Genomic DNA, 18,311 nt, shown 5'->3' on the forward strand with positions numbered 1-18,311 from the left:
GGTAGAACGGAATGTTGCGCGGGTTCGAGGATTCCAAATAGGCTGGCGCGTGATCGCGATCGCACCGTGCGAGTGCGAGGAGCGTTCAAGAACGCTGAGGTCAACGCTCTTCATGCCGAGTGTTTTGAGCATCGGGGTTTCGCTGATGATTGGTGGGCACAAGTTAACCGCTTTAGCCTCGGTTGAGTTTGCACCCGTCGCTCCGGGAAGCTGGTAGGGCCTATTGCCGCTGGCGGCAAAACAATCAGCTAGTCAGGCCAGCCTGCCGCAGGCCGTCCACAATGCGTTCGAAATCGGCAGGGTTCTTGTAGGGCAGTACTTTGCGCCTGTGCTCCAGGGAATAATCGGGATTGATTCGGAACACTTCCGCCCACTCACCGCGCGCCTCCTCGAAGCGCCCCAAGTGACCATAGCTCGCCGCCAGCAGCACTCGCGAGACGTCTGTGTCTGGATTACGGACGAGCCGCCGCTTCAGGATGACGACGGCCTCCTCGTACCTGCCTAGCTGAAACATCGCCTGCGCGTAGAAGTGCAGGAACAGGTCCGGGTAATAGGGGTTCAGGGCCATTGCCCGTTCGAAATAGGCGAGCGCCTCGGCCGACCTTCCGGCATAGTGCAGTGCGTTGCCGAGATTCTCGTACCCCTCGACAAAATTGGGAGCAAGCGCGATCACGCGTTCGGCCTCGGCGATGGCCACGTCGTGCTGTCGCGAGTGCAGTTTGACGACGCCCAGCGCCCAATGTGCGTAGGGATATTGATCGTCGAGCGCCACCGCCCGCGTGGCAGCCTCAATCGCCTGTTCAAGCGATTTCGAGGGCGATTGGCTCCACTGGTTCATGTAGGCCAGCCCATGTGTGACGGCGAGGAACGCGTAGGCCGGAACGAATTTCGGGTCAAGCTCGATGGCGCGTTGCAACAGTTCCCGGCCCAGCGTGTTTTGCTCTCTCGTCAACCTCCACATGTGTTCACGGCCCCGAAGGAAGCAGTCATACGCTTCCAGGCTCTCGGTTTGCTCCGCAGCCAGCCGCTGCTGGTCGCCCTCTCTCAGGTTGAGCGCGAGCGCGCCGACAATCTGCTGTGTTACGTCGTCCTGCACGGCAAAGATGTCGGTCAGGTCGCGATCGAAACGCTCCGCCCACAGATGGCCGCCTGATGTCGCGTCGATCAGCTGTGCGGTGATCCGCACCCTGCTGCCGGATTTGCGGACACTGCCCTCCAGCACGTAGCGCACGCCAAGGCCGCGGCCCACCTCTTCGACGTTCACGTTCCTGCCCTTGAAGGTGAACGACGAGTTGCGGGCGATGACGAACAGCTGCGACAGTTTCGACAGAGCCGTGATGATGTCTTCGGAGATGCCATCGGCGAAGTATTCTTGCTCGGCATCACCGCTCATGTTGGCGAAGGGCAGCACGGCAATCGACAGCGCCGGCGGCGATGCGGCCGGCACGCGACCAGCGGCGGCGTAGGCGGTCACTGTTGACTTTGCCAGTGCGGCGACGCCGACCTGGAGCGAATAGATCCGAATCGGCTCGGCGATGTTCTTGAGCTGTGTGCTGCCGAGATCGGTGACGGAGAGATCGAGCCTCGCCTTGACTTGGCGATAGGCATCTTCCGACAGGCAAATTGCGCCCGGCGCTGCGACGCCCTCCAGGCGCGACGCGATATTGACGCCGTCGCCCATCAGGTCACCGTCGCTTTCCTCGACCACATCCCCCAAATGGATGCCGATTCGGAACTCAATACGGCGGTCTTGGGGCACGCCGGCATTGCGTTCGACCATGGCATTCTGCACCTCGACGGCGCAGCGGACGGCGTCCACTACGCTGCGGAATTCGACCAATGCCCCATCGCCTGTGCGCTTGATCACGCGCCCGTTGTGCACAGCTATAGTTGGATCGATCAGGTCGCTACGCAGTGCCCGCAACCTCGCCAGAATACGATCTTCGTCCGCGCTTGCGAGCCTGCTGTATCCGACCACGTCGGCGGCCAGAATTGCGGCCAGCTTGCGATTCTCGCCCATTGAGCCGTCTCCTCTTCTCCACTATAGCAGGAAGACAGTGGGCAAGACGGAACTTTTCGCTTCTATTCGGAGCGATCTTGGGCGATGTATCATGTGGGCGAGCCGCCGTGCAGATCCGGGCAATGCCTGTTTTATCGGCGGTCGTCCGTTTGACGCAGTTACTCCGAAAGCCCGCTCAGGGTCAGATCACGTCGATGCCCCAAGGAGCCTGAATATCCGCTTCTGACGATTCGAGTCTCGAAGCCGCCAGTCCTCTCTCGGCCCGAAATCGTTCGTTCAAGATGGAAAGCAGAGATCATAGCCGAGGCATCAGTATATGGCGGATGCCGGCATCGCCGCTCCATGCCTCTTTGACGGCGTCCAGTGGCAGGCTCGTGAATTGCATCTCGAAACCTGCTTGTAGTGCAACCGCCAGAAGCTCCCCGGCCCCAGCAACGAGGTCTGTGACAGCCACGCTGCCAATACCGCTTCCGATTATCTCAAGGCCAGTGCTGCGCAACATATCTCCCCGGATGGCAATTTCATCGCCGGCCACCGTGCCAAGCTGGACGTATCGAAGACGCGGTTCCCCCATTCTTGAACCACGATCCCTGGTTGCCGCTTTCAATACGCGGGCGGCTGGGTCGCCCCATACGAAGTCGAGAACGACATCGACACCGCGATCGAACTGACCCCGCAGAACTGTATCGGCGTCGTCGTCGAGAACGACCTTCACATCGGCGTCAAGGCGATCGAGCTTCGCTGCGTTTCGCCCGACTGCCACGACCCTGCTTGCGCCGAAGTGGCTGGCAGTCTGGACTGCCATGCTGCCCGAAGCTCCAGTCGCCCCAAGGATGAGGACCGTCTCACCCTTCTGAAGTTTGGCCCTGCGTGAGAAAGCAATCCAGGAGGCAAGCGCTCCCGTTACGATGGCGGCGGCATGGTCGCTGGCAAGCTTATCCGGCACAGGTGCAGTCATGGTCTTGGCTACAAGAGACTTCTCTGCCATGGAGCCGAAAGGGGCCTTCGGAAAGAGGAAGTAGACCCTTCGTCCATCCGCGTCGGTCCCGACGCCATCGACCCCTGGAACGAACCCTGCGGTGGTGCCGCTTGCATAATGTCGGCCGGAAGCCAAGCTTTTGACGATGGGGCTAAGAGCTGCCGCATCGACGGTCACCACGATCTCGTCTTCTCCTGCTTCCGGTTCGCGGAAGTCTTGGAAGGATGGCGAGACGCCGAAGGAATTCACAACTGCAGCCTTCATTTAATTTGTTCTCCGTATCAACAGATCGATGCCACCTTGTAGACATGCTCGCCTGCACGATCTATCTGTAAAAGTCCGCTTTTTGTTCGTGATCGTTCAAGGTGCCGCATGGATCCGCTGTCCGAAATGCTGGCTCTGCTGAAGCCGAAAAGCTACATAACCGCGGGCTTCGATGCGGGAGGATCGTGGGCGCTCATATTGGACGATCTCGCAGGACGCATAAAGTGCTATGCAGTCGTGAAGGGCGGATGCTGGCTGTCGATGGAAGAGAGCGACGGACCGGTCTTTCTCAAGGCGGGCGATTGCTTCGTCCTTCCGACGGGACGCCCGGCTCTGATCGCAAGCGATCTCGAAGCAGAGCCGGAACTCGCGAGCCAAACCCTCGATCCCGACCGCAGCGGAGAAGTGGTGACCTTCAATGGCGGCGGCGACGTCTTCCTGGTAGGCAGCCGCTTCGAAGTGAATGGCCGACACGCGGAAGTCATGCTTCAGGCATTGCCTCCCTTTATCCATGTCGAGTCGACGCAAGACAGGACCAAGCTCCGACTCTATATCGAACTCATGATGGAGGAACTGCGCGATGCGAGGCCCGGCGCATTTCAGGTGGCGCAGAACCTTTCTCACATGATGCTTGCCCAGGCGCTGCGCCTGTTCCTCGAGAGTTCACCGGGAGGGGTGGGCTGGTTCACCGCGCTGGCGGACCCCAGACTTGCGCAATCCATAAAGGCGATGCATTCAGATCCTTCGCACGCCTGGACACTGGAAGAGCTCGCCCGTAAGGCGGGGATGTCCCGCACGAGCTTCGCCCAGTACTTTCGAAGGCGCGTCGGCGAAACGCCGATCTCCTACCTTGCCCGCTGGAGAATGATGTCGGCAGGAACGAAACTGGTACAGGGCGAGGAGACAATGGCCGAAATTTCGCTGTCGCTGGGATATTCGTCTGAGCATGCCTTTAGCACGGCGTTCAAGCGGATCATGGGACAGTCACCCCGCCGATATGGGCGAAGTCAAAAACAGGATGTGAACAGTGATCAGTGACCTGCGACGTCTCCTTTCGGCGCATCGTTGCCATGCCTAGCAAGGCTGCTGGTCCTTCACACCGAATTCAGGATTCTTTGTCCAGCTACAGGTGGCGCACCGCTTACAAGTTCAACCGGAACCGCGTCCAGTCGACAAGCCTGTCGATGGCTCCAAAGAACAGCGACTTGGCGGAGGCGTCCTTATCGCCCCTCGCTCGCTGGCGCAGCGGTCTGTGTTCGAAAATATGCAAAAAAAGAGCATTCCCGTACTCAAACAAAACGGAAATGCTCTCGTAATTTAGTGCGGAGCTATACTTGTCAGCTCCACACTGCTCGCACCTGAATTCGCGGCTATTCGTCTGATGTCGCCGGCGCGGCGTTCTCCAGCGAGGTGCGAATTTGATCGATCTTCCCGTTTGCGTCGCCAACCCCGAGAATGGTTTTGGCCTGGCTCAGAACCGCGGGACTGACTTCACCGGTTTTCGTTGCGGAAGCCAATGCGTCCTCCAGCGCCTCATCCCCCAACAGAGGGTCATCGGCCGCAGGCTCGATTCCGTTGTCGAGCTCATACTGGGCATAAGCCATGGCATAGGCGGCGATGGCGGTCATGCGCGGGTCCGACGTATGCATCAACGCCTTGTAGTTTCGCTTCAAGGAGTTCAGGCCCGCAAGTTGCGCCGACAGGTTCTTTTCTTTGGTGCTGACTTTTTTCTCGTCCGCCTTGTCGGACTTGGACTTGCTTACCGCCTCAGTGGACTTGCCTTTCGCGCCTTGCGATTTGCCATGGGTTGAACCGCTACCTTGGCTGCTGCTGCCATGGTTGCCGCTGTTTCCACTGCCGCCGTGACCGCCGCCATTGCCCCCACCGTTGCCGCCACCGTTGCCGCCACCGTTTCCACCGCTCTTTGCTTGTGCGGTCATGTCCATTCCGGCAATCGTTGCCGGGCTTGCTGCAAGAGCCAGCGAAAGCGCGGCCAAGGACGCTAGGGTTGCTATCCGCATTGTTTTCCTCCAAGTCGGGTCAAGCGCGGTGCAGATGCACGGCTTGAACAGATACGAGAGGTTAGACGGTGATCGCGCGTTGCACATCGGACCGAGGTCCGATGTCGGCCCCGGCAATGGTCTTAGACGGCTTCGTATACTTAACGATTCCTGGTCGGAACGGTCGACGGGACGGGAAGGCGGGAGACCGAGGAGCCGAGGCGTAACTTCGATATTTCAGATGTTTAATTTCCCCCCGGGACCGGGCAGTCCAGGTCCCCGTCATTGCACTTCAGGTAAACCTTGAGCGCTTCCGTGCGGCTTTGAGTCAGGCCGTCGTGGCACGAACTGTTGACGAACGGATAGGCGGTGCCACCCTGGACGGTCGAGCTTTGAAAATTGCACTCGGCATCACGGAATGCAATCCATGCCTTCTGGGTCGCTACGAGAAGCTTGGTGGTGTCGGCATCATCCTTCAGCCGACCTTCGATCTCCTTGTAGACCTTGTTCATCTCCGCATCCGACTTCTTCAGGGATTCAGCAGCGCAGATGTTCATGTCTGACTGATTTGTCTTATCGCCGCAGTTATCATCTGCAAATGCGAACGTTGACGTCGTCAGGACCAAAGTGACGGACAGCAACAAAGCTCTCATAATGGACCTCTTTCCGATTGAATGGATATCCAAACACCGCATGCCCCGTTGCTGGCATTAACCCCATTTCTGCTCCCTGCCATCAAGTCGACGTCATCTCACCATTCATTTTCCATGGGTTGGTGACGGTTTCATTACCTTGGGTACGCCTTGCTGAGCGAGCACGATACATTCCAGGCTGGCAGTCCATTTTCGGTAAGCTATCTCGGCCATACCTTGGCATAACTGGAAACAGCTCGCCGATCCGGGAGCCGCGGGCCTGTTATCGAAAACATGTCGACTTGATGCAGGACGCCTCGCTGGGTTTTGCGAGAGCGTCAAATGGCATTCAATAGAGAGTCACGCCAGGCGCAAATCGACAAGCGGGTGTAACTTCTTGAGATTCGGCAGCGATTTCGCTTGCCAAGGATATTGGCTGGTGCCTTTGACGACGAGCAGGAGGTCGCCCATCTTTCTGGCTTCAATCGTCAGCTTGGCCAGGAGATTTATGCCAGAGGAGTTGAGGAACTCGAGACCCGTCAGGTTGAATGTCACCTGTTTGTGCCCCTCATGGAGCAATCCTGATATCAATGAGTAAATGGGCGCATAGGCGTCCGGTCCCGCCAGCCGGAATACGCCATCGAAATAGACCTCGTTTTTCTCAGCCCATACGCGGAAGTTTTCGTCGCTGATTTCCATTCTTCGCTCACAGATTGGAGGAGGGCGGCATCGCCACGGCTGCAGTCGTCGTCAGTATGATACGCTGGTTATCGTTCCCTTCGAATGCCCATGCCATTTTTGCATCGTAATCGCTCAGAAGGGTCAGCAATCCCAAGCCCGAACCGCTTTCTGCCGATATGGCATTGGTTTCGATTTGCTCAAGAAGAAGTTCCCCGGGGTCCCTCGATTGAAGGCGATGCAGCAGTTGCTGAAAGCGAGAAGATGTCACGCCATCGATCGTGTTCTTGACCCTTATTAAAAAAGTACCGTCGAATATGCCGGCTTCAATGAGGATCTCCCCAGGCTGTCGAAACTTGACGGCATTTTCGATCAGCTCATTGCTGAGATATCCGATGTCATGATGCGCCTGCACATAGTCTTTTCTCGAACGTGAATACCGCAGAGCCATGACTTCCGCTATAAAATCGGAAGTCATTCCTGAGTGCTTCCATCCAAGCTGAAGCGGTCCGTCGCTTAACGTGAGACGCGTGCTTGAATCCAAGCTTATGCCCGCCAGAGATTCGATACCATATACCGTTGGCGTCATGTCTCACCTATGTCGCACTGCGAGAAGCGTGATGTCGTCGTAAATCTTCTGCGATCCGATGAAGAGCATTAATGTCGCTACAATTCCGGAGACGACTTTCTCAGCGCTCTGGTCCTTCAAGCGCAGTGCTTCGCGGCACAGACGTTCGATGCCAAAGAGTTCTCCAGCGTCGTTTTCGGCTTCTGTTACGCCGTCCGTATGCAGGAGTATGAGGTCGCCCGTCTCGAAGGTTATTTCCCGGGTTTTAATGAAGGCAGAAATATCGGCTTCCAGCCCGATCGGTATACCCAGATCCAGGGTGTCTATGCGCTCGACCTCGCCGTTCGCCCGCACGACGACAACTTCCTCGTGTTGTCCCGACAGGATCATCTCTTTGCCGTCGTAGTCAAGAAACGCCAGAGTGAGATGCTTATCGATTTTGGTCCTCACTATATTTTTAAACAGGGCGCTGTTCAGGTCTGTGAGAAATTTGACTGCGTCGGTATTTCCTGCTTCCTGCAGGGCGCGGGCGACGGACTGAACCATCAACATCAGCACGCCGCTTTCGAGCCCGTGTCCGGTGACGTCGCCGATGCCAATCTTCAACCGATTTCCGCTCTTCAATACGTCGTAATAGTCGCCGCCGACTTCTTCTGCAGGTCTCATATAGGCCGCGATCTCAAGGGCCTGAAATTCCTCAAGCTCCTGGTGCAGCGGAAGAACCATGAGCTGGATCCTCTCGGCGACGGCGAGTTCCGTTCCGAGACGTCGATTTTCTCGCTGGAGCTGTGCGTTCAGGGTCGAAATCTCTTCCTTTGCATCTTCGATTTGAGCTGTTCGCTCTTCGACAAGCTGCTCGAGATTTTCCGTGTGATAGCTGATCTGTTCGGCCATCCGATTGAATGCTTCACCAGCCTCGCCGACCTCATCCTTGCTTGTTATTGCCACCCTGACCGAATAATCCTTCGCCTGAATCCGTTTGGCGGCATCTGCAAGTGCACTGATTCCGCTCGTTATTCGTTTCGAAGCCGCAATTACTGCTATAGCCACAACAAGCAGTGACATTAGGATCGCCAGGATTTGGTAGAGCACAATCCGGTTGGTAGCTTCCGAAATTTTGGCTTGGGCCGCATAGAGGGAGGCCTGGATTTCTCGTTCAGGCACAACCACCCCCAGCAACATCGCCTCTTGCCGAGCCGGGCCACTGACCCAGAGATTGGTCGCCGGCAGTTTCTTGACGATAGCGATATAGGGGACCTCGTTGCCGTCCTGCTGCAACAGCAGGTGCTGAATGCCCTGTTCTCGGTCAAGAGCCAGTTTGGCGATGGCAGGCTGGGAGCTTCCCTTCAGGGAGCGCTCCAGGCCGGTCAAGGCGCCGGCTCCGCTCGCATCGCTCGCAGAACGCAGACCGAGGGTTTTTTCTCCTGTGCTGTTGATCGCCACAACGTTTCCGTCGGACATTGCGAGAAATCCAAAGCCGGACTGGGCCACTTTCACATTCTCAACAATCTGCGCGAGCTGGTCGAGTGTGATGTCCGCGCCAGCCGTCCCGGCGACATCCTGCCGGTCGGCTGTCCACAATGGATGAAAGAAACTGACGATCAGCTTTCCGGTAATGGCATCGGTATATGGAGCGGTCTGCGTGATATCGTCGGCGACCGGCCGCGTTTTCGCGTCCTTGGCCCAGCTCTGCCAGGACTCGTAAAGCCCGGGGAAAAAGAAGTCCCAGAAATCGGCTTCGTTGTGCCCCGAATAAAGGCGATCGAAGGTCTGAGCCTGGTCGGTGTAGGGCGCCGTCCTGAAGATTGGCCGTTCTTTCGGTCCGATGTAGTACATTTGCAGCTTGGAAGCGCCGTGCTGCAGCAGGCTCGGCGCAACGATGTCGAGAACCGCGCTCGTCTCTAGATCGCGCTGGATGTCGGGTTTCGGCCGATGGTCAGGTCCGAGCAAGTAACCCCAGACGCTCACAACCGAAGCGGAGCCGGGCAGGTTCTGAGACCATTTTCCCTTCTCGTCGTAAACAAGGCTGACGCTGCCAGGCGATGTGCGCGCGATCGCCGCGCCGACATCGGAATTACGCTCGGGATCGTCGATTTGCGCCTGGAGCACACCTGCCAAGGTGCCGACGTCGCTATGAACCTGCCGCAGGAGCAAACTCACCTGGGCTGCGGTGGAATCGGCATATGTGCGGATGTATTCCTGGCTTGCTGCTTCCAGACCCTGTCCGACTTCGAGGGTGGCGTCGCGCGACAGCCTCTGAACATTCCAAAGTGCTAGTCCGCCGCTGACCAGCAGATCAAAGAGGACAGCTCCACCGACAACCAAGATGAACTTTGCCCGAAATGAACCTAGTCTTGCCGGTCTTTTCGATGAGCTTCTGTCCATCACAGTGGCTTTCGGCCGGAAGCTGCCCAGATCGGCCAGCCTGCATAACCCTTGGGGTGAAGAGCAGCAAAGACATGATCTTTGAATCCCTGCCGGAACCTGCGAATGAAATCCGATGAGTCACCCCGCCGAACGGCCATCTCACCCGCGTAGACATTTTCCCAAGCTTCGATGATGTCTGCGAAGTCTTGGGGATCCCCGTCAAGGTTCGTGACCACAAAGCAATCGACCTTGATGCTATCGAAACCCGCGTCGGTGAGGAGATGGCGGCTTTTCGGCCCCATCTCGACATCCATGTCGAAGTGCTTGAACAGTTTGGCGACTTCCTCGTAAGTCCATTTTATGGATTCAGCATGTGGCTCGCCCAGACAATGCGAATTTTTTTCGTTCGTGATGTAGACGCGGCCGCCAGGTTTACAGATGCGGTAAAGCTCCCTGAGCAGCATCTCGGGACGGTTGAAAATCTGCAGTGAATGTCGGCAGGTGACAAAGTCGAATTGATTGTCTCGCAGCAGCATTTGCGACGCGTCACCATACGTGTACTCGATTCCCTGCAGATCGAAATCGGCAGCGACCCTGCGAGCATATTCGAGGCTGCGCACGGAATGATCCAGCGCGACAAGGCGTGCCGGTTTAAATTCCCGTTGAACCAGGGCGGCGAAATCACCAATTCCGCAACAGATATCTGCGATGACAAGACCGCTGCGCAGGCCGTGGCGAGGCAACAGTTCGCGTTCGTGCCTCCATGTCATTTTCGTCTGGGTACGCAGAATGGGAATGAAAGTCTCATCCTCGACAAAGCTCTGGCCCGGATAAAATGCCGAATCGTAGACTTCAACCGACAGGCTTAGTTGTGATGCCGCCAGTGTTTGGAATAACGACGTCGACCATGCCACCACGCTCGACGTAATGATGACGATCTTCCGTTCCGGTCTGATCCGGCAACTTGCCGCGAGTATATCGGCCAGGGCCGCGAAGGCAGTCATGTTGATGTGCGTCAGACGTTTGACATTGACGTAAACGACCCCGCTGTATTTTTCCAAACTTTGCTGCACCAGCTTGAGGGTATCGGCAATTTCAGCGGCGCTTTCAGGCCGCATCTTGCCAGACAGCAACAGCTCCTGATTTGTCGGATCAAAATGAACAGTGAAGGGTAGGGGAAGCAGGCTCATTGGAAGTCCTCGGTCGAGGGGAAATCCGCAATGATTTGAATCCCTTGTCTGCCGTCTTTCTCAATTCGGATCGTGGCGCGGAATATTGCTGCCAAATCACTAAGTAAAACCGTCCCGTCGGATTTCATCACCACGTATCCAGAGCCGGCGCGGCGGACAGGCTGGTGTTCGCTTGCTCTCGCACTCGTGTGCTCTCGGCTAGATGCTTCCTCGCACGGAAACGTAATTCTCAGCCGATTGAATGTCGCATTCCGGTAGAGACTGAAACTGATCCTTCCCGGCTCGCTCGTCGAACGGAAAGCAAGTTCGATGAGCTCGTTCGTCGCGACGGAAAGAAAATTGGAATATCGAGCGGGATCGCTGTGTCCTTGGCCGAGAATGTCTGAGAGATATTCCGTAATCTTGTCGCAAAACTGCCATCGGGACTTGAACATCGCAACGTTCAGTTCCAGCGATACCATCGGCGCAAATGCATGGTCATCGAAGCTAGCTGCTTCCTGTTCCAATACACCCTCCCTTCTTTTACCTGGGGCGTCAGGTTGATGCTGCGATCTCTAAAGGCACGGCGAAAATCGGTTGTTCACTGTGGTAGCGCGGGGCTTACGGATGCTTCCGCCCGGGTGATGAACTCGCCAATCGCCTGGACCGGAAGCGGCCTGCTAATCAAATAGCCTTGAAGTCTGTCGCAGCCCACACTGCGCAACCATTCCGCCTGACCCGGCGTCTCAACCCCTTCGGCTGTCACCTGCATGTCGAGGTCATGTGCGAGGTTAACGATGCAGCGGACGATTGCCTGGCCTTTCAGATCGCTTTCGAGGTCGGTGATAAAGTATTTGTCGATTTTGATCGTGTCGAAAGGGAATGTCTTCAGATAGCTGAGCGAAGAATATTCGGTCCCGAAATCATCAAGCGAGATTCGTATCCCTAGCACGTTGAGAGTATTCAGGGTGTCGATATTGTTGACGGTCCGCTCAAGCAGCACGCTTTCGGTTATCTCAAGCTCCAGACGGTCTGGCGGCAACCCGATCAAGTCTAGCGTTTGGGATACCCGATCAGTGAGGCCGCTTGTCAAGAATTCAGCCGCGGACAAATTGACCGCGACGATGTAGTTCTGCGGCCATTTCATTGCCTCGCGACACGCCTGCTCCAAAACCCATGCACCTATTTCCGGCATCATTCCATCGGCCTCGGCCATCGGAATAAATGCCGTTGGCGGGATTTTTCCAAGGAGGGGATGGTGCCATCTCAGCAATGCTTCGAAGCCGACAATGCTGCCGCCCTCGGCGATGGGTTGGTACTCAATAGAGAATTGTTCTTGGACCAGGGCCATGCGAAGGCTGCGGCGCAGCAGTTCGCGTTGTTCCAGCAACTCAAGCATTGAGGGATCAAACGGTCTTGCGCGACCGCGCCCGTCCTTTTTCGCGGCGTAGAGTGCGACGTCGGACGCCTTCATCAGCTGCTCCGGAGTTGTACCGTCCGGTGGAGCAGCAGATATGCCGATGCTGGCACCGACAAATAGCGCGATGCCATCTATCGTGAAGGGATTTTTGAATGCATCAACCAAGGCTTCTGCTAGCCGGTGTCCTTTGGCGGGATGTCCTGGGCCCCTTGATATGACGGTGAATTCGTCACCCGCCAGTCGATAGGCTCTGTCGTCCTTGGAAAGGCACCCTTGAATGCGGTTTGCAGCGAGCTGAAGAAGCTTGTCGCCGGCCGGATGCCCAAGCGTGTCGTTGACGGGTTTGAAATCGTCAAGATCGAGTTGCATCAGGGACAGAGTCTCGTTCGAGCCTGCGGTCTCCCGTAGCAATACAGCGAGGTCCTCGCTGAACTGGCGTCGGTTCGGCAGTCCGGTTAGCGGATCGTGGGTGGCCAGATGCAAAAGGGTTGCGCGCTCATCGTCGATAGATTCCTCGGACCGAACCACGGCAAACAGATCTCCGATCTGATAGATCGTCAGTCCGTGCGACGCTGGCGTGCCAAGATCGCCCGATATTCGCAAAGGCTGGGCACTGTCACCCAATGAACGGAGAGCGAGTGTAATCGCCGATTTGTCCAATTCCGGAAAATGCTCCCAAAACGACGCTGCTGGTTTGACAGTTGCAGGCAGCTCATTGCCCAGCAGATTCTCGACGGGATTGAAATCGCGATCAAAGAACAAAAGCCGGTCGATCGAGCTCGAAGCTTTTGCCTCTGTTTGTCCGAGCGCCGAGGGGTCCGCACGAATTTTCCGCATGTCCGAGGCCCTCTCCGGTCGCATGTCATAACCAGATATTGTAGCAAATCAGCTCCTGCACAACTTGTGCACGCCAAGATCTACATTAGGCATTTCTGATTAACAATCCCCAACTTCTGCCCAACTCGCTCACGGATGGGCTTATGCCACGTCTTTATTAGCGCGACCCATTTTGCATCCATCGTCTCGGCGGCGACCCTTCGATGAGCTGCGGGCAGGGGATCTCACGCGCCCGATCCGCACTCCGTCATGAACCAGTCGATAAAGCGGCGGACCGGCCTTTTCGCCCAGCAGTTCGATATGACGTAGTAGCCCTGGCTCTCTGCCGTCGCGATGCCGGAAAGCACCAACAGATCGCCGCGTTCGATCTCCCGGCGGAACACCTCGACGGGGCAGAGCGCCACGCCGTGGCCGGCGATCACGGCCGTCGCCAGCATGTTGAAATCCTGGAATATCGGGCCTCGAAGCGGCTCCGGCGCTTTCTGGCCGGCCTTGCGGAACCATTCCTTCCAGCCGTCGACGGATTCGTCGTGCAGCAGGTCGGCGCCGGCGAGCGAGACGTCGTCGATCGTCCAGTTGCGTTTGGCAAGGTAATGGCGACTGGCGACGGGCTGGTTGCGGCGGGAGAAGAGCAGGCGGCTTTCCCTGCCGCCACTCAGATCCTCGCCCAAGGTGATCAGCACGTCCAGGCTCTCGTCTTCGAAGCGTTCTTCGGCGCGCGCATAGACGATCCTGACGTCGAGATCGGGGTCGCTGTCCTGGAAGGAGGGCAGGGCCGGGACGAGCCAGCGAGATGCGATCGAAGGAATGCAGCCGACGGTGATGGCCCGCATGTCGTGATCGCGCCGCATGTTGCCGGTCGCATGCGCAATCGCCGCCAGCGATCCGGAGACGGCCCGGTAATATTCGCTGCCGGCCGCGGTCAGCGCAACACCGCGGCCAGACTTCTGCAACAGCTTGCGGCCGAGCCAGGTCTCCAGATGCTTGATCTGATGGCTGATCGCCGCATGGGTGACGTGCAGCTCGTCGCCCGCTTTCGAAAGGCTCATCAGGCGAGCCGTGGCTTCGAAAGCGCGCAAGGCATTCAGCGGCGGCAACTGCATGTGTAAAATTTCCTAACAGATGACGCAGGAATCATCATTTGAAAATTCCAGCCATTTCAATAGCTAATTGTCGTAAGCGATGAAAATGTATCATCGCTGCATCTTCAATAAATTATCGGGGTATCGACGATGTTCGTCAGAAATCTGAAGGAGGTGGAGCTCACCGAGCGTTTCGTCGACTGGGGCAACGGCACGAGCCACCGCTTGCTGACCAAAGACGACGGCATGGGCTTTACGGTGTGCCATACCGTCGTTCGCGCCAACAGCGAGGCCTTGCTTCAATACCGCAATCACCTGGAGGCATGCTATTGCATCAAGGGCGAGGGCGAAGTGGAGGATATGGACGGCAATGTCTTTCCGATTCGCGCCGGTGATATCTACGTGCTCGACAAGCACGACCGGCATTATCTGCGCGGCGGCAAGGATCAGGATCTCGTTCTCGTCAGCATCTTCAACCCGCCGCTGACGGGCACCGAACGGCACGACCTGAACAATAAGAGCGGGTCGCAATACTGAACCAGAGCATGATGCCGAAAAGTGTGAGCGGTTTTCGGACGACATCATGCTCTAGCTATACAATGTAGAACAGGATTCAGATTTAGGTGGAAAGCAGGGCCCGGCAAATGGCGGGCACTGCTGCCGGCGCGAACGACAAGACATCCGCTGCCTATTCGTGGCGACTTAAGCGCAGCGCGCAGCCTATTGCTGCGGCTGCTGCTGGCCCTGCTGTGGCTGCTGCTGGCCCTGCTGTGGCTGCTGCTGGCCCGGCGGCGGCGTGCCGATCTTTTCCAGTACCTTCTTGGCCAGAGCCGGGTCGCTCTGCGCCGCCGTCAGGATCGACGAGTACTCTTCGACGGAGATGTCGGGAGAAGCTTGGACGGTATCGACCATCTGCTTCTTGGCCTCCTCCTGCAGCTGTTGCTTGGCAGCCTCGTCCTTGGTCGCGCCGATCTTGGCCGAATATTCCTGTCTCACCTTGTCGACCTGCAGATAGGCAACGGCGAAGGCTTCGATTTTCTGATCGCTGACGGGGGCGGCCGCACCGCTGCCGCCGGGCTGTCCCTGCATCGGCGGCTGCGCCTGTGCCGGGGGCTGCGCTTGTGCCGGCTGCTGTTGCGCCTGGGCCATGTCGACGGCGGATGCCGGGCTGAAAGCAAGCAGAGTGAAGACTGCCGCGCTCAGTGTTGCGACAGATGTGTAGCGAGTGTTCATATTCGTTCCTCTTCAAGTGCATGATTTGATCGGCAGCAAGACCGCCTCGGTCGATCGCTCAGCCCTCAAAGGCCTGGCGAGGTCGCGACGATGGAACCTTTAAGAGGGCACGATGCGGCGGTAACGGGGCGATTTGCTGACGATTGAGCGGCGGCTTTGTGACCGCCGGCCTGTTGGCACGTGCGGAAAATTCAAGTCATTGCCGCTGTGATACCCGGACCTTCGGTGGCGTTATCGCTTATCTGGATGCAGAAATGCCGCCAGGAACGTGGCGACGGCCGCCTCGGCGTGGCGGTGAATCTCCTGCTTCGTCGGAATGGCCTCATCGCCCAGCATCATCACCCGGTTGACGGGATCGGCCATCACCAGCCAGTTGAACTGTGATGCGGCCACCGTTGCATCGGAAAGCCGGTCAGGCTTTTCAAATGCCCTTGAGACGTCTGTCGGCTCAGCCGAGGGAACGGATGTCGCGGGCGACCTCCGTTTGTCTGGTTCGGCTTCGGCGAAAGCAATTCCAGCAAACACCGCGCGGGAGAGCTTGTTTCGCAGCGCAGCCGCTCTATCTCCCTTCCCGTTTCAGCATGAGATCTGCAGGCAGTATTTCACCGTAAATCCGGGTGCCGACGGCGTTGTCCGCCGGCCGGCTGGAAGGAGCTGAGCAATGAAAATTCTCATGGTTCTCACATCGCATGATCAACTGGGAAACACCGGCAGGAAGACGGGCTTCTGGCTCGAGGAGCTCGCCGCCCCTTACTTTGTTTTCCGTGGCGCCGGGGTCGAGATCACGCTCGCTTCGCCGAAAGGCGGCCAGCCTCCGCTCGATCCGAAGAGCAATGAGCCAGCATTCCAGACGGAAGACACGCGACGGTTCGAGCGAGACCAGGCGGCAACGGCTGCGCTCGCCAACACCCTGAGGCTGTCCGAAATCAAGCAGGCGGACTATGACAGCGTGTTCTTCCCCGGTGGGCACGGCCCACTCTGGGACCTGACGAACGACCGCAATGCGCTGTCGCTCATCGAGGATATGCTCGCGGCGGGAAAACCTGTGGCACTCGTCTGCCACGCACCGGGAATCCTGACGAATGTGAAGGCGCCGGATGGAAAGCCTATAGCCAAGGGCCGGGCAGTCACCGGGTTCAGCGATTCCGAAGAAGAGGCCATGCACCTGGTCGAAGTCGTTCCTTACCTGCTCGAGGACGTGCTGAAAGAGCAGGGCGCAAAGTTTTCGAAGACGGCGGATTGGGGCGTGCATGTCGTCCAGGATGGCCTGCTGATCACCGGCCAAAACCCCGCCTCATCAAGGCAGGGCGCCCGAACGCTGCTTGATGCCTTGAGAAAGCAGGCCGCGGCTTAAGCGCTTCAGCCCTTGGGAACGATTGCTCCCGGGGAGGTCGAGATTTCCTCATTCGGCTTGTGCCAACCCCGGCCGAAGGCGCGTCTCGACGACGTCTGCGCACGGCGGCGAGCCAGAGCCAATAGCAAACGTTCGAACACGGGGTAGGAGGCACGTAAGATGACCAGGAAATATACGGGCAATGCGCCTGCGGCGCAGTGAGATTTGCCTTCGACACCGACCCGAACTTTGTCGCCAACTGCCATTGTCTGGACTGCAAGAGGGCGACGGGCGGCGAGGCCGCCACGTTCTTCGACGTGCCGCAGGAAGATTTCACCGTGATCAGCGGCGGTCCGAAGGCGTTTCATTACATCGCCGATTCAGGCAAGGGGCTCGACCGCAACTTTTGCCCCGATTGCGGCGCCCGATTGTTCAGCAGCAACCTGGAGAGCTTCCCGGGCCTCGTCTTCGTGACGCTCGGCAGCCTGGACCGGCCCGAACTGATCAAGCCGGGGGTCGAAATGTTCATCAAGCGCCGGCTGGCCTGGGCAAGGCCGCTCGATCTTCCGCAGTTCGATGGCATGCCTGGTTGAGCGGCAATACCCCTAAAGCGCGTCACAATCTTTCAGATTCGCTCCTTGCGCTTTAGGTCTTTGTTTCCACGCATATCGTTGTCGCAAGACCGCGGCACACTTTTGCGCGACATGCTTTAAGCAATTTTTCTTGAAGAAAAGTTCGATCCGGTGTCGGATCGGCCAAGCCTTACCCGTCCTAGGTTCGTCCATTCCGTCCATTCAAAAGGATCATGACCATGCCGAGTACCATACGCCTGCACCGCGTTCTGGCGACCAGCCCGGAGAAAGTCTATCGCGCATTCCTGGAGGCGGACGCGCTTGCCAAGTGGCTTCCGCCGAACGGCTTCCTCTGCACCGTGCATCATTCGGAGCCGGTTGTCGGCGGCACCTTCAGAATGTCCTTCCGCAACTTTACGACGGGCAATAGCCACGCCTTCGGCGGCGAATATCTCGAGCTCGTCCCCGGCGAACGCTTGCGCTACACCGACAAATTCGAGGACCCCAACCTGCCCGGCGAAATGGAAGTCACCGTGACGCTGAAGAAGGTTTCGGTCGGCACCGAGGTGGATATCGTGCAGGCAGGCGTGCCTGACGTCATTCCGCCCGAGGCTTGTTATCTCGGCTGGCAGGAGTCGCTGCGAAACCTCGCCAGGGTCGTCGAACCCGACATCCAGGAATAGCGCAGGACCGCGCCGGCCGGACGGCAATCTTCCGGCCTCGGCGACATCAATCAATCCTCATGCCGCGTTTGGCCAGGGCGTTGCGGGCGGCCGCAGCGCCCCAGTCGTCGGAAAGATCCTGCCCTTCGATTTCGGTTTCCGCGATCGGCGTTGCCCGGATCAGCGGCACGGAGCCGAAAGGCAGGCCGTCGATGCGCTCGGGGTCGCGGCTCAGCGTGATGCGGGTCATCGGGCGGTAATCCTCGGTCAACCGGCAGAACAGGATGGCGCCGTGCTTTTCGACATCGCGGGCGACGCGATAACCGTCTGCCACGAGGTCTCCGATGTTGATCAACAGGTTCGCCCAGTTTTCGATCCCGGCCGCATCCAGTGTCGCGGCGTCGAATTCCATGAAAAGCTCGCATTCGACGCCGTTTTCCGGCGCGGATATGCCGGCCCAAGGGGTCGACAGCCCGTCGGTGGCAAGTGTCAGCT

The 18,311-nt window shown here is 58.0% G+C and carries 17 protein-coding genes and 3 pseudogenes; 5 read left to right on the forward strand and 15 right to left on the reverse strand.

All coding sequences use genetic code 11. From position 1 onward, the window contains the following. From FY112_RS09675 to FY112_RS09690, 3 genes and pseudogenes are all read right to left on the reverse strand, one after another. Window positions 1-76 (reverse strand): annotated as a pseudogene (locus FY112_RS09675) (GNAT family N-acetyltransferase); the annotation flags it as partial. Between the two features lie 168 nt (window positions 77-244). Then, window positions 245-2,020, reverse strand: coding sequence for an adenylate/guanylate cyclase domain-containing protein (locus tag FY112_RS09685; protein WP_131620365.1), 1,776 nt, complete (start codon window positions 2,018-2,020; stop codon window positions 245-247). 295 nt (window positions 2,021-2,315) lie between these two features. Next, window positions 2,316-3,263, reverse strand: coding sequence for a zinc-binding alcohol dehydrogenase family protein (locus FY112_RS09690; protein WP_151518281.1), 948 nt, complete (start codon window positions 3,261-3,263; stop codon window positions 2,316-2,318). Between the two features lie 108 nt (window positions 3,264-3,371). Here FY112_RS09690 and FY112_RS09695 point away from each other — a divergent pair, with 108 nt between their 5' ends. Continuing rightward, window positions 3,372-4,301: an AraC family transcriptional regulator gene (locus FY112_RS09695; protein WP_131620367.1), complete on the forward strand. Its 930-nt coding sequence runs from the start codon at window positions 3,372-3,374 to the stop codon at window positions 4,299-4,301. Between the two features lie 332 nt (window positions 4,302-4,633). Here the strand turns inward: FY112_RS09695 and FY112_RS09700 are convergent, their stop codons facing one another. From FY112_RS09700 to FY112_RS09740, 9 genes are all read right to left on the reverse strand, one after another. After that, window positions 4,634-5,284, reverse strand: a complete 651-nt coding sequence (locus FY112_RS09700; RefSeq protein WP_017961075.1) for a hypothetical protein — start codon at window positions 5,282-5,284, stop codon at window positions 4,634-4,636. 224 nt (window positions 5,285-5,508) lie between these two features. Beyond that, a complete protein-coding gene (locus FY112_RS09705) occupies window positions 5,509-5,904 on the reverse strand; it encodes a lysozyme inhibitor LprI family protein (RefSeq protein ID WP_246700640.1) in 396 nt (131 codons plus the stop codon). Between the two features lie 351 nt (window positions 5,905-6,255). Then, entirely contained in the window at window positions 6,256-6,594 is a 339-nt protein-coding gene (locus FY112_RS09710; protein WP_017961073.1) for a hypothetical protein, read from the reverse strand. A 7-nt stretch (window positions 6,595-6,601) separates the two neighbouring features. After that, entirely contained in the window at window positions 6,602-7,162 is a 561-nt protein-coding gene (locus FY112_RS09715) for a hypothetical protein (RefSeq protein ID WP_017961072.1), read from the reverse strand. 3 nt (window positions 7,163-7,165) lie between these two features. After that, window positions 7,166-9,526 (reverse strand): SpoIIE family protein phosphatase, encoded by a 2,361-nt coding sequence (locus tag FY112_RS09720; protein WP_032992153.1) that lies wholly within the window; start codon window positions 9,524-9,526, stop codon window positions 7,166-7,168. Further along, the gene (locus tag FY112_RS09725) at window positions 9,526-10,698 is read right to left on the reverse strand and encodes a class I SAM-dependent methyltransferase (RefSeq protein ID WP_151518282.1); all 1,173 of its coding nucleotides are present in this window, start codon (window positions 10,696-10,698) and stop codon (window positions 9,526-9,528) included. Before FY112_RS09725 ends, FY112_RS09720 begins: the two co-directional genes overlap by 1 nt. Then, window positions 10,695-11,204 carry a hypothetical protein gene (locus FY112_RS09730; RefSeq protein ID WP_151518283.1) on the reverse strand — a complete coding sequence of 170 codons (510 nt, stop codon included), beginning with the start codon at window positions 11,202-11,204 and terminating at the stop codon, window positions 10,695-10,697. Before FY112_RS09730 ends, FY112_RS09725 begins: the two co-directional genes overlap by 4 nt. A gap of 74 nt (window positions 11,205-11,278) precedes the next feature. Beyond that, window positions 11,279-12,934, reverse strand: a complete 1,656-nt coding sequence (locus FY112_RS09735) for a bifunctional diguanylate cyclase/phosphodiesterase (RefSeq protein ID WP_131709427.1) — start codon at window positions 12,932-12,934, stop codon at window positions 11,279-11,281. A 224-nt stretch (window positions 12,935-13,158) separates the two neighbouring features. Next, window positions 13,159-14,037 (reverse strand): LysR substrate-binding domain-containing protein, encoded by an 879-nt coding sequence (locus FY112_RS09740; protein ID WP_151518284.1) that lies wholly within the window; start codon window positions 14,035-14,037, stop codon window positions 13,159-13,161. Window positions 14,038-14,166: 129 nt separating this feature from the next. Between FY112_RS09740 and FY112_RS09745 the strand changes: the two genes are divergently transcribed. Beyond that, a complete protein-coding gene (locus FY112_RS09745) occupies window positions 14,167-14,553 on the forward strand; it encodes an ectoine synthase (RefSeq protein WP_003541014.1) in 387 nt (128 codons plus the stop codon). Window positions 14,554-14,736: 183 nt separating this feature from the next. On the opposite strand, the gene FY112_RS09750 is transcribed toward FY112_RS09745, so the two are convergent. Together FY112_RS09750 and FY112_RS38555 are read right to left on the reverse strand one after the other, a co-directional pair. After that, window positions 14,737-15,249 carry a DUF4168 domain-containing protein gene (locus FY112_RS09750; protein WP_151518285.1) on the reverse strand — a complete coding sequence of 171 codons (513 nt, stop codon included), beginning with the start codon at window positions 15,247-15,249 and terminating at the stop codon, window positions 14,737-14,739. Between the two features lie 231 nt (window positions 15,250-15,480). Then, a pseudogene (locus tag FY112_RS38555) lies at window positions 15,481-15,654 on the reverse strand (TetR/AcrR family transcriptional regulator C-terminal domain-containing protein); the annotation flags it as partial. Window positions 15,655-15,910: 256 nt separating this feature from the next. Here FY112_RS38555 and FY112_RS09760 point away from each other — a divergent pair. The 3 genes from FY112_RS09760 to FY112_RS09770 all read left to right on the forward strand — a co-directional run bounded on the left by FY112_RS09760 (window position 15,911) and on the right by FY112_RS09770 (window position 17,837). Beyond that, window positions 15,911-16,603, forward strand: a complete 693-nt coding sequence (locus FY112_RS09760) for a type 1 glutamine amidotransferase domain-containing protein (RefSeq protein ID WP_017961064.1) — start codon at window positions 15,911-15,913, stop codon at window positions 16,601-16,603. 197 nt (window positions 16,604-16,800) lie between these two features. Next, a complete protein-coding gene (locus FY112_RS09765) occupies window positions 16,801-17,175 on the forward strand; it encodes a GFA family protein (protein WP_246700641.1) in 375 nt (124 codons plus the stop codon). 218 nt (window positions 17,176-17,393) lie between these two features. Then, window positions 17,394-17,837: an SRPBCC family protein gene (locus FY112_RS09770; RefSeq protein WP_025395108.1), complete on the forward strand. Its 444-nt coding sequence runs from the start codon at window positions 17,394-17,396 to the stop codon at window positions 17,835-17,837. A gap of 46 nt (window positions 17,838-17,883) precedes the next feature. Here FY112_RS09770 and FY112_RS09775 read toward each other — a convergent pair. Then, window positions 17,884-18,311, reverse strand: a pseudogene (locus FY112_RS09775) (hypothetical protein); the annotation flags it as partial.

It is taken from the genome of Rhizobium sp. PEPV16 (assembly GCF_008919455.1).
Lineage (GTDB): Bacteria > Pseudomonadota > Alphaproteobacteria > Rhizobiales > Rhizobiaceae > Rhizobium > Rhizobium leguminosarum_Q.

Coding starts and splice junctions, on each gene's coding strand:
- FY112_RS09685 (WP_131620365.1), bottom strand. CDS start 2,020: ATGGGCGAGAATCGCAAGCTGGCCGCAATTCTGGCCGCCGACGTGGTC.
- FY112_RS09690 (WP_151518281.1), bottom strand. CDS start 3,263: ATGAAGGCTGCAGTTGTGAATTCCTTCGGCGTCTCGCCATCCTTCCAA.
- FY112_RS09695 (WP_131620367.1), top strand. CDS start 3,372: ATGGATCCGCTGTCCGAAATGCTGGCTCTGCTGAAGCCGAAAAGCTAC.
- FY112_RS09700 (WP_017961075.1), bottom strand. CDS start 5,284: ATGCGGATAGCAACCCTAGCGTCCTTGGCCGCGCTTTCGCTGGCTCTT.
- FY112_RS09710 (WP_017961073.1), bottom strand. CDS start 6,594: ATGGAAATCAGCGACGAAAACTTCCGCGTATGGGCTGAGAAAAACGAG.
- FY112_RS09715 (WP_017961072.1), bottom strand. CDS start 7,162: ATGACGCCAACGGTATATGGTATCGAATCTCTGGCGGGCATAAGCTTG.
- FY112_RS09720 (WP_032992153.1), bottom strand. CDS start 9,526: ATGGACAGAAGCTCATCGAAAAGACCGGCAAGACTAGGTTCATTTCGG.
- FY112_RS09725 (WP_151518282.1), bottom strand. CDS start 10,698: ATGAGCCTGCTTCCCCTACCCTTCACTGTTCATTTTGATCCGACAAAT.
- FY112_RS09735 (WP_131709427.1), bottom strand. CDS start 12,934: ATGCGGAAAATTCGTGCGGACCCCTCGGCGCTCGGACAAACAGAGGCA.
- FY112_RS09740 (WP_151518284.1), bottom strand. CDS start 14,037: ATGCAGTTGCCGCCGCTGAATGCCTTGCGCGCTTTCGAAGCCACGGCT.
- FY112_RS09745 (WP_003541014.1), top strand. CDS start 14,167: ATGTTCGTCAGAAATCTGAAGGAGGTGGAGCTCACCGAGCGTTTCGTC.
- FY112_RS09750 (WP_151518285.1), bottom strand. CDS start 15,249: ATGAACACTCGCTACACATCTGTCGCAACACTGAGCGCGGCAGTCTTC.
- FY112_RS09760 (WP_017961064.1), top strand. CDS start 15,911: ATGAAAATTCTCATGGTTCTCACATCGCATGATCAACTGGGAAACACC.
- FY112_RS09770 (WP_025395108.1), top strand. CDS start 17,394: ATGCCGAGTACCATACGCCTGCACCGCGTTCTGGCGACCAGCCCGGAG.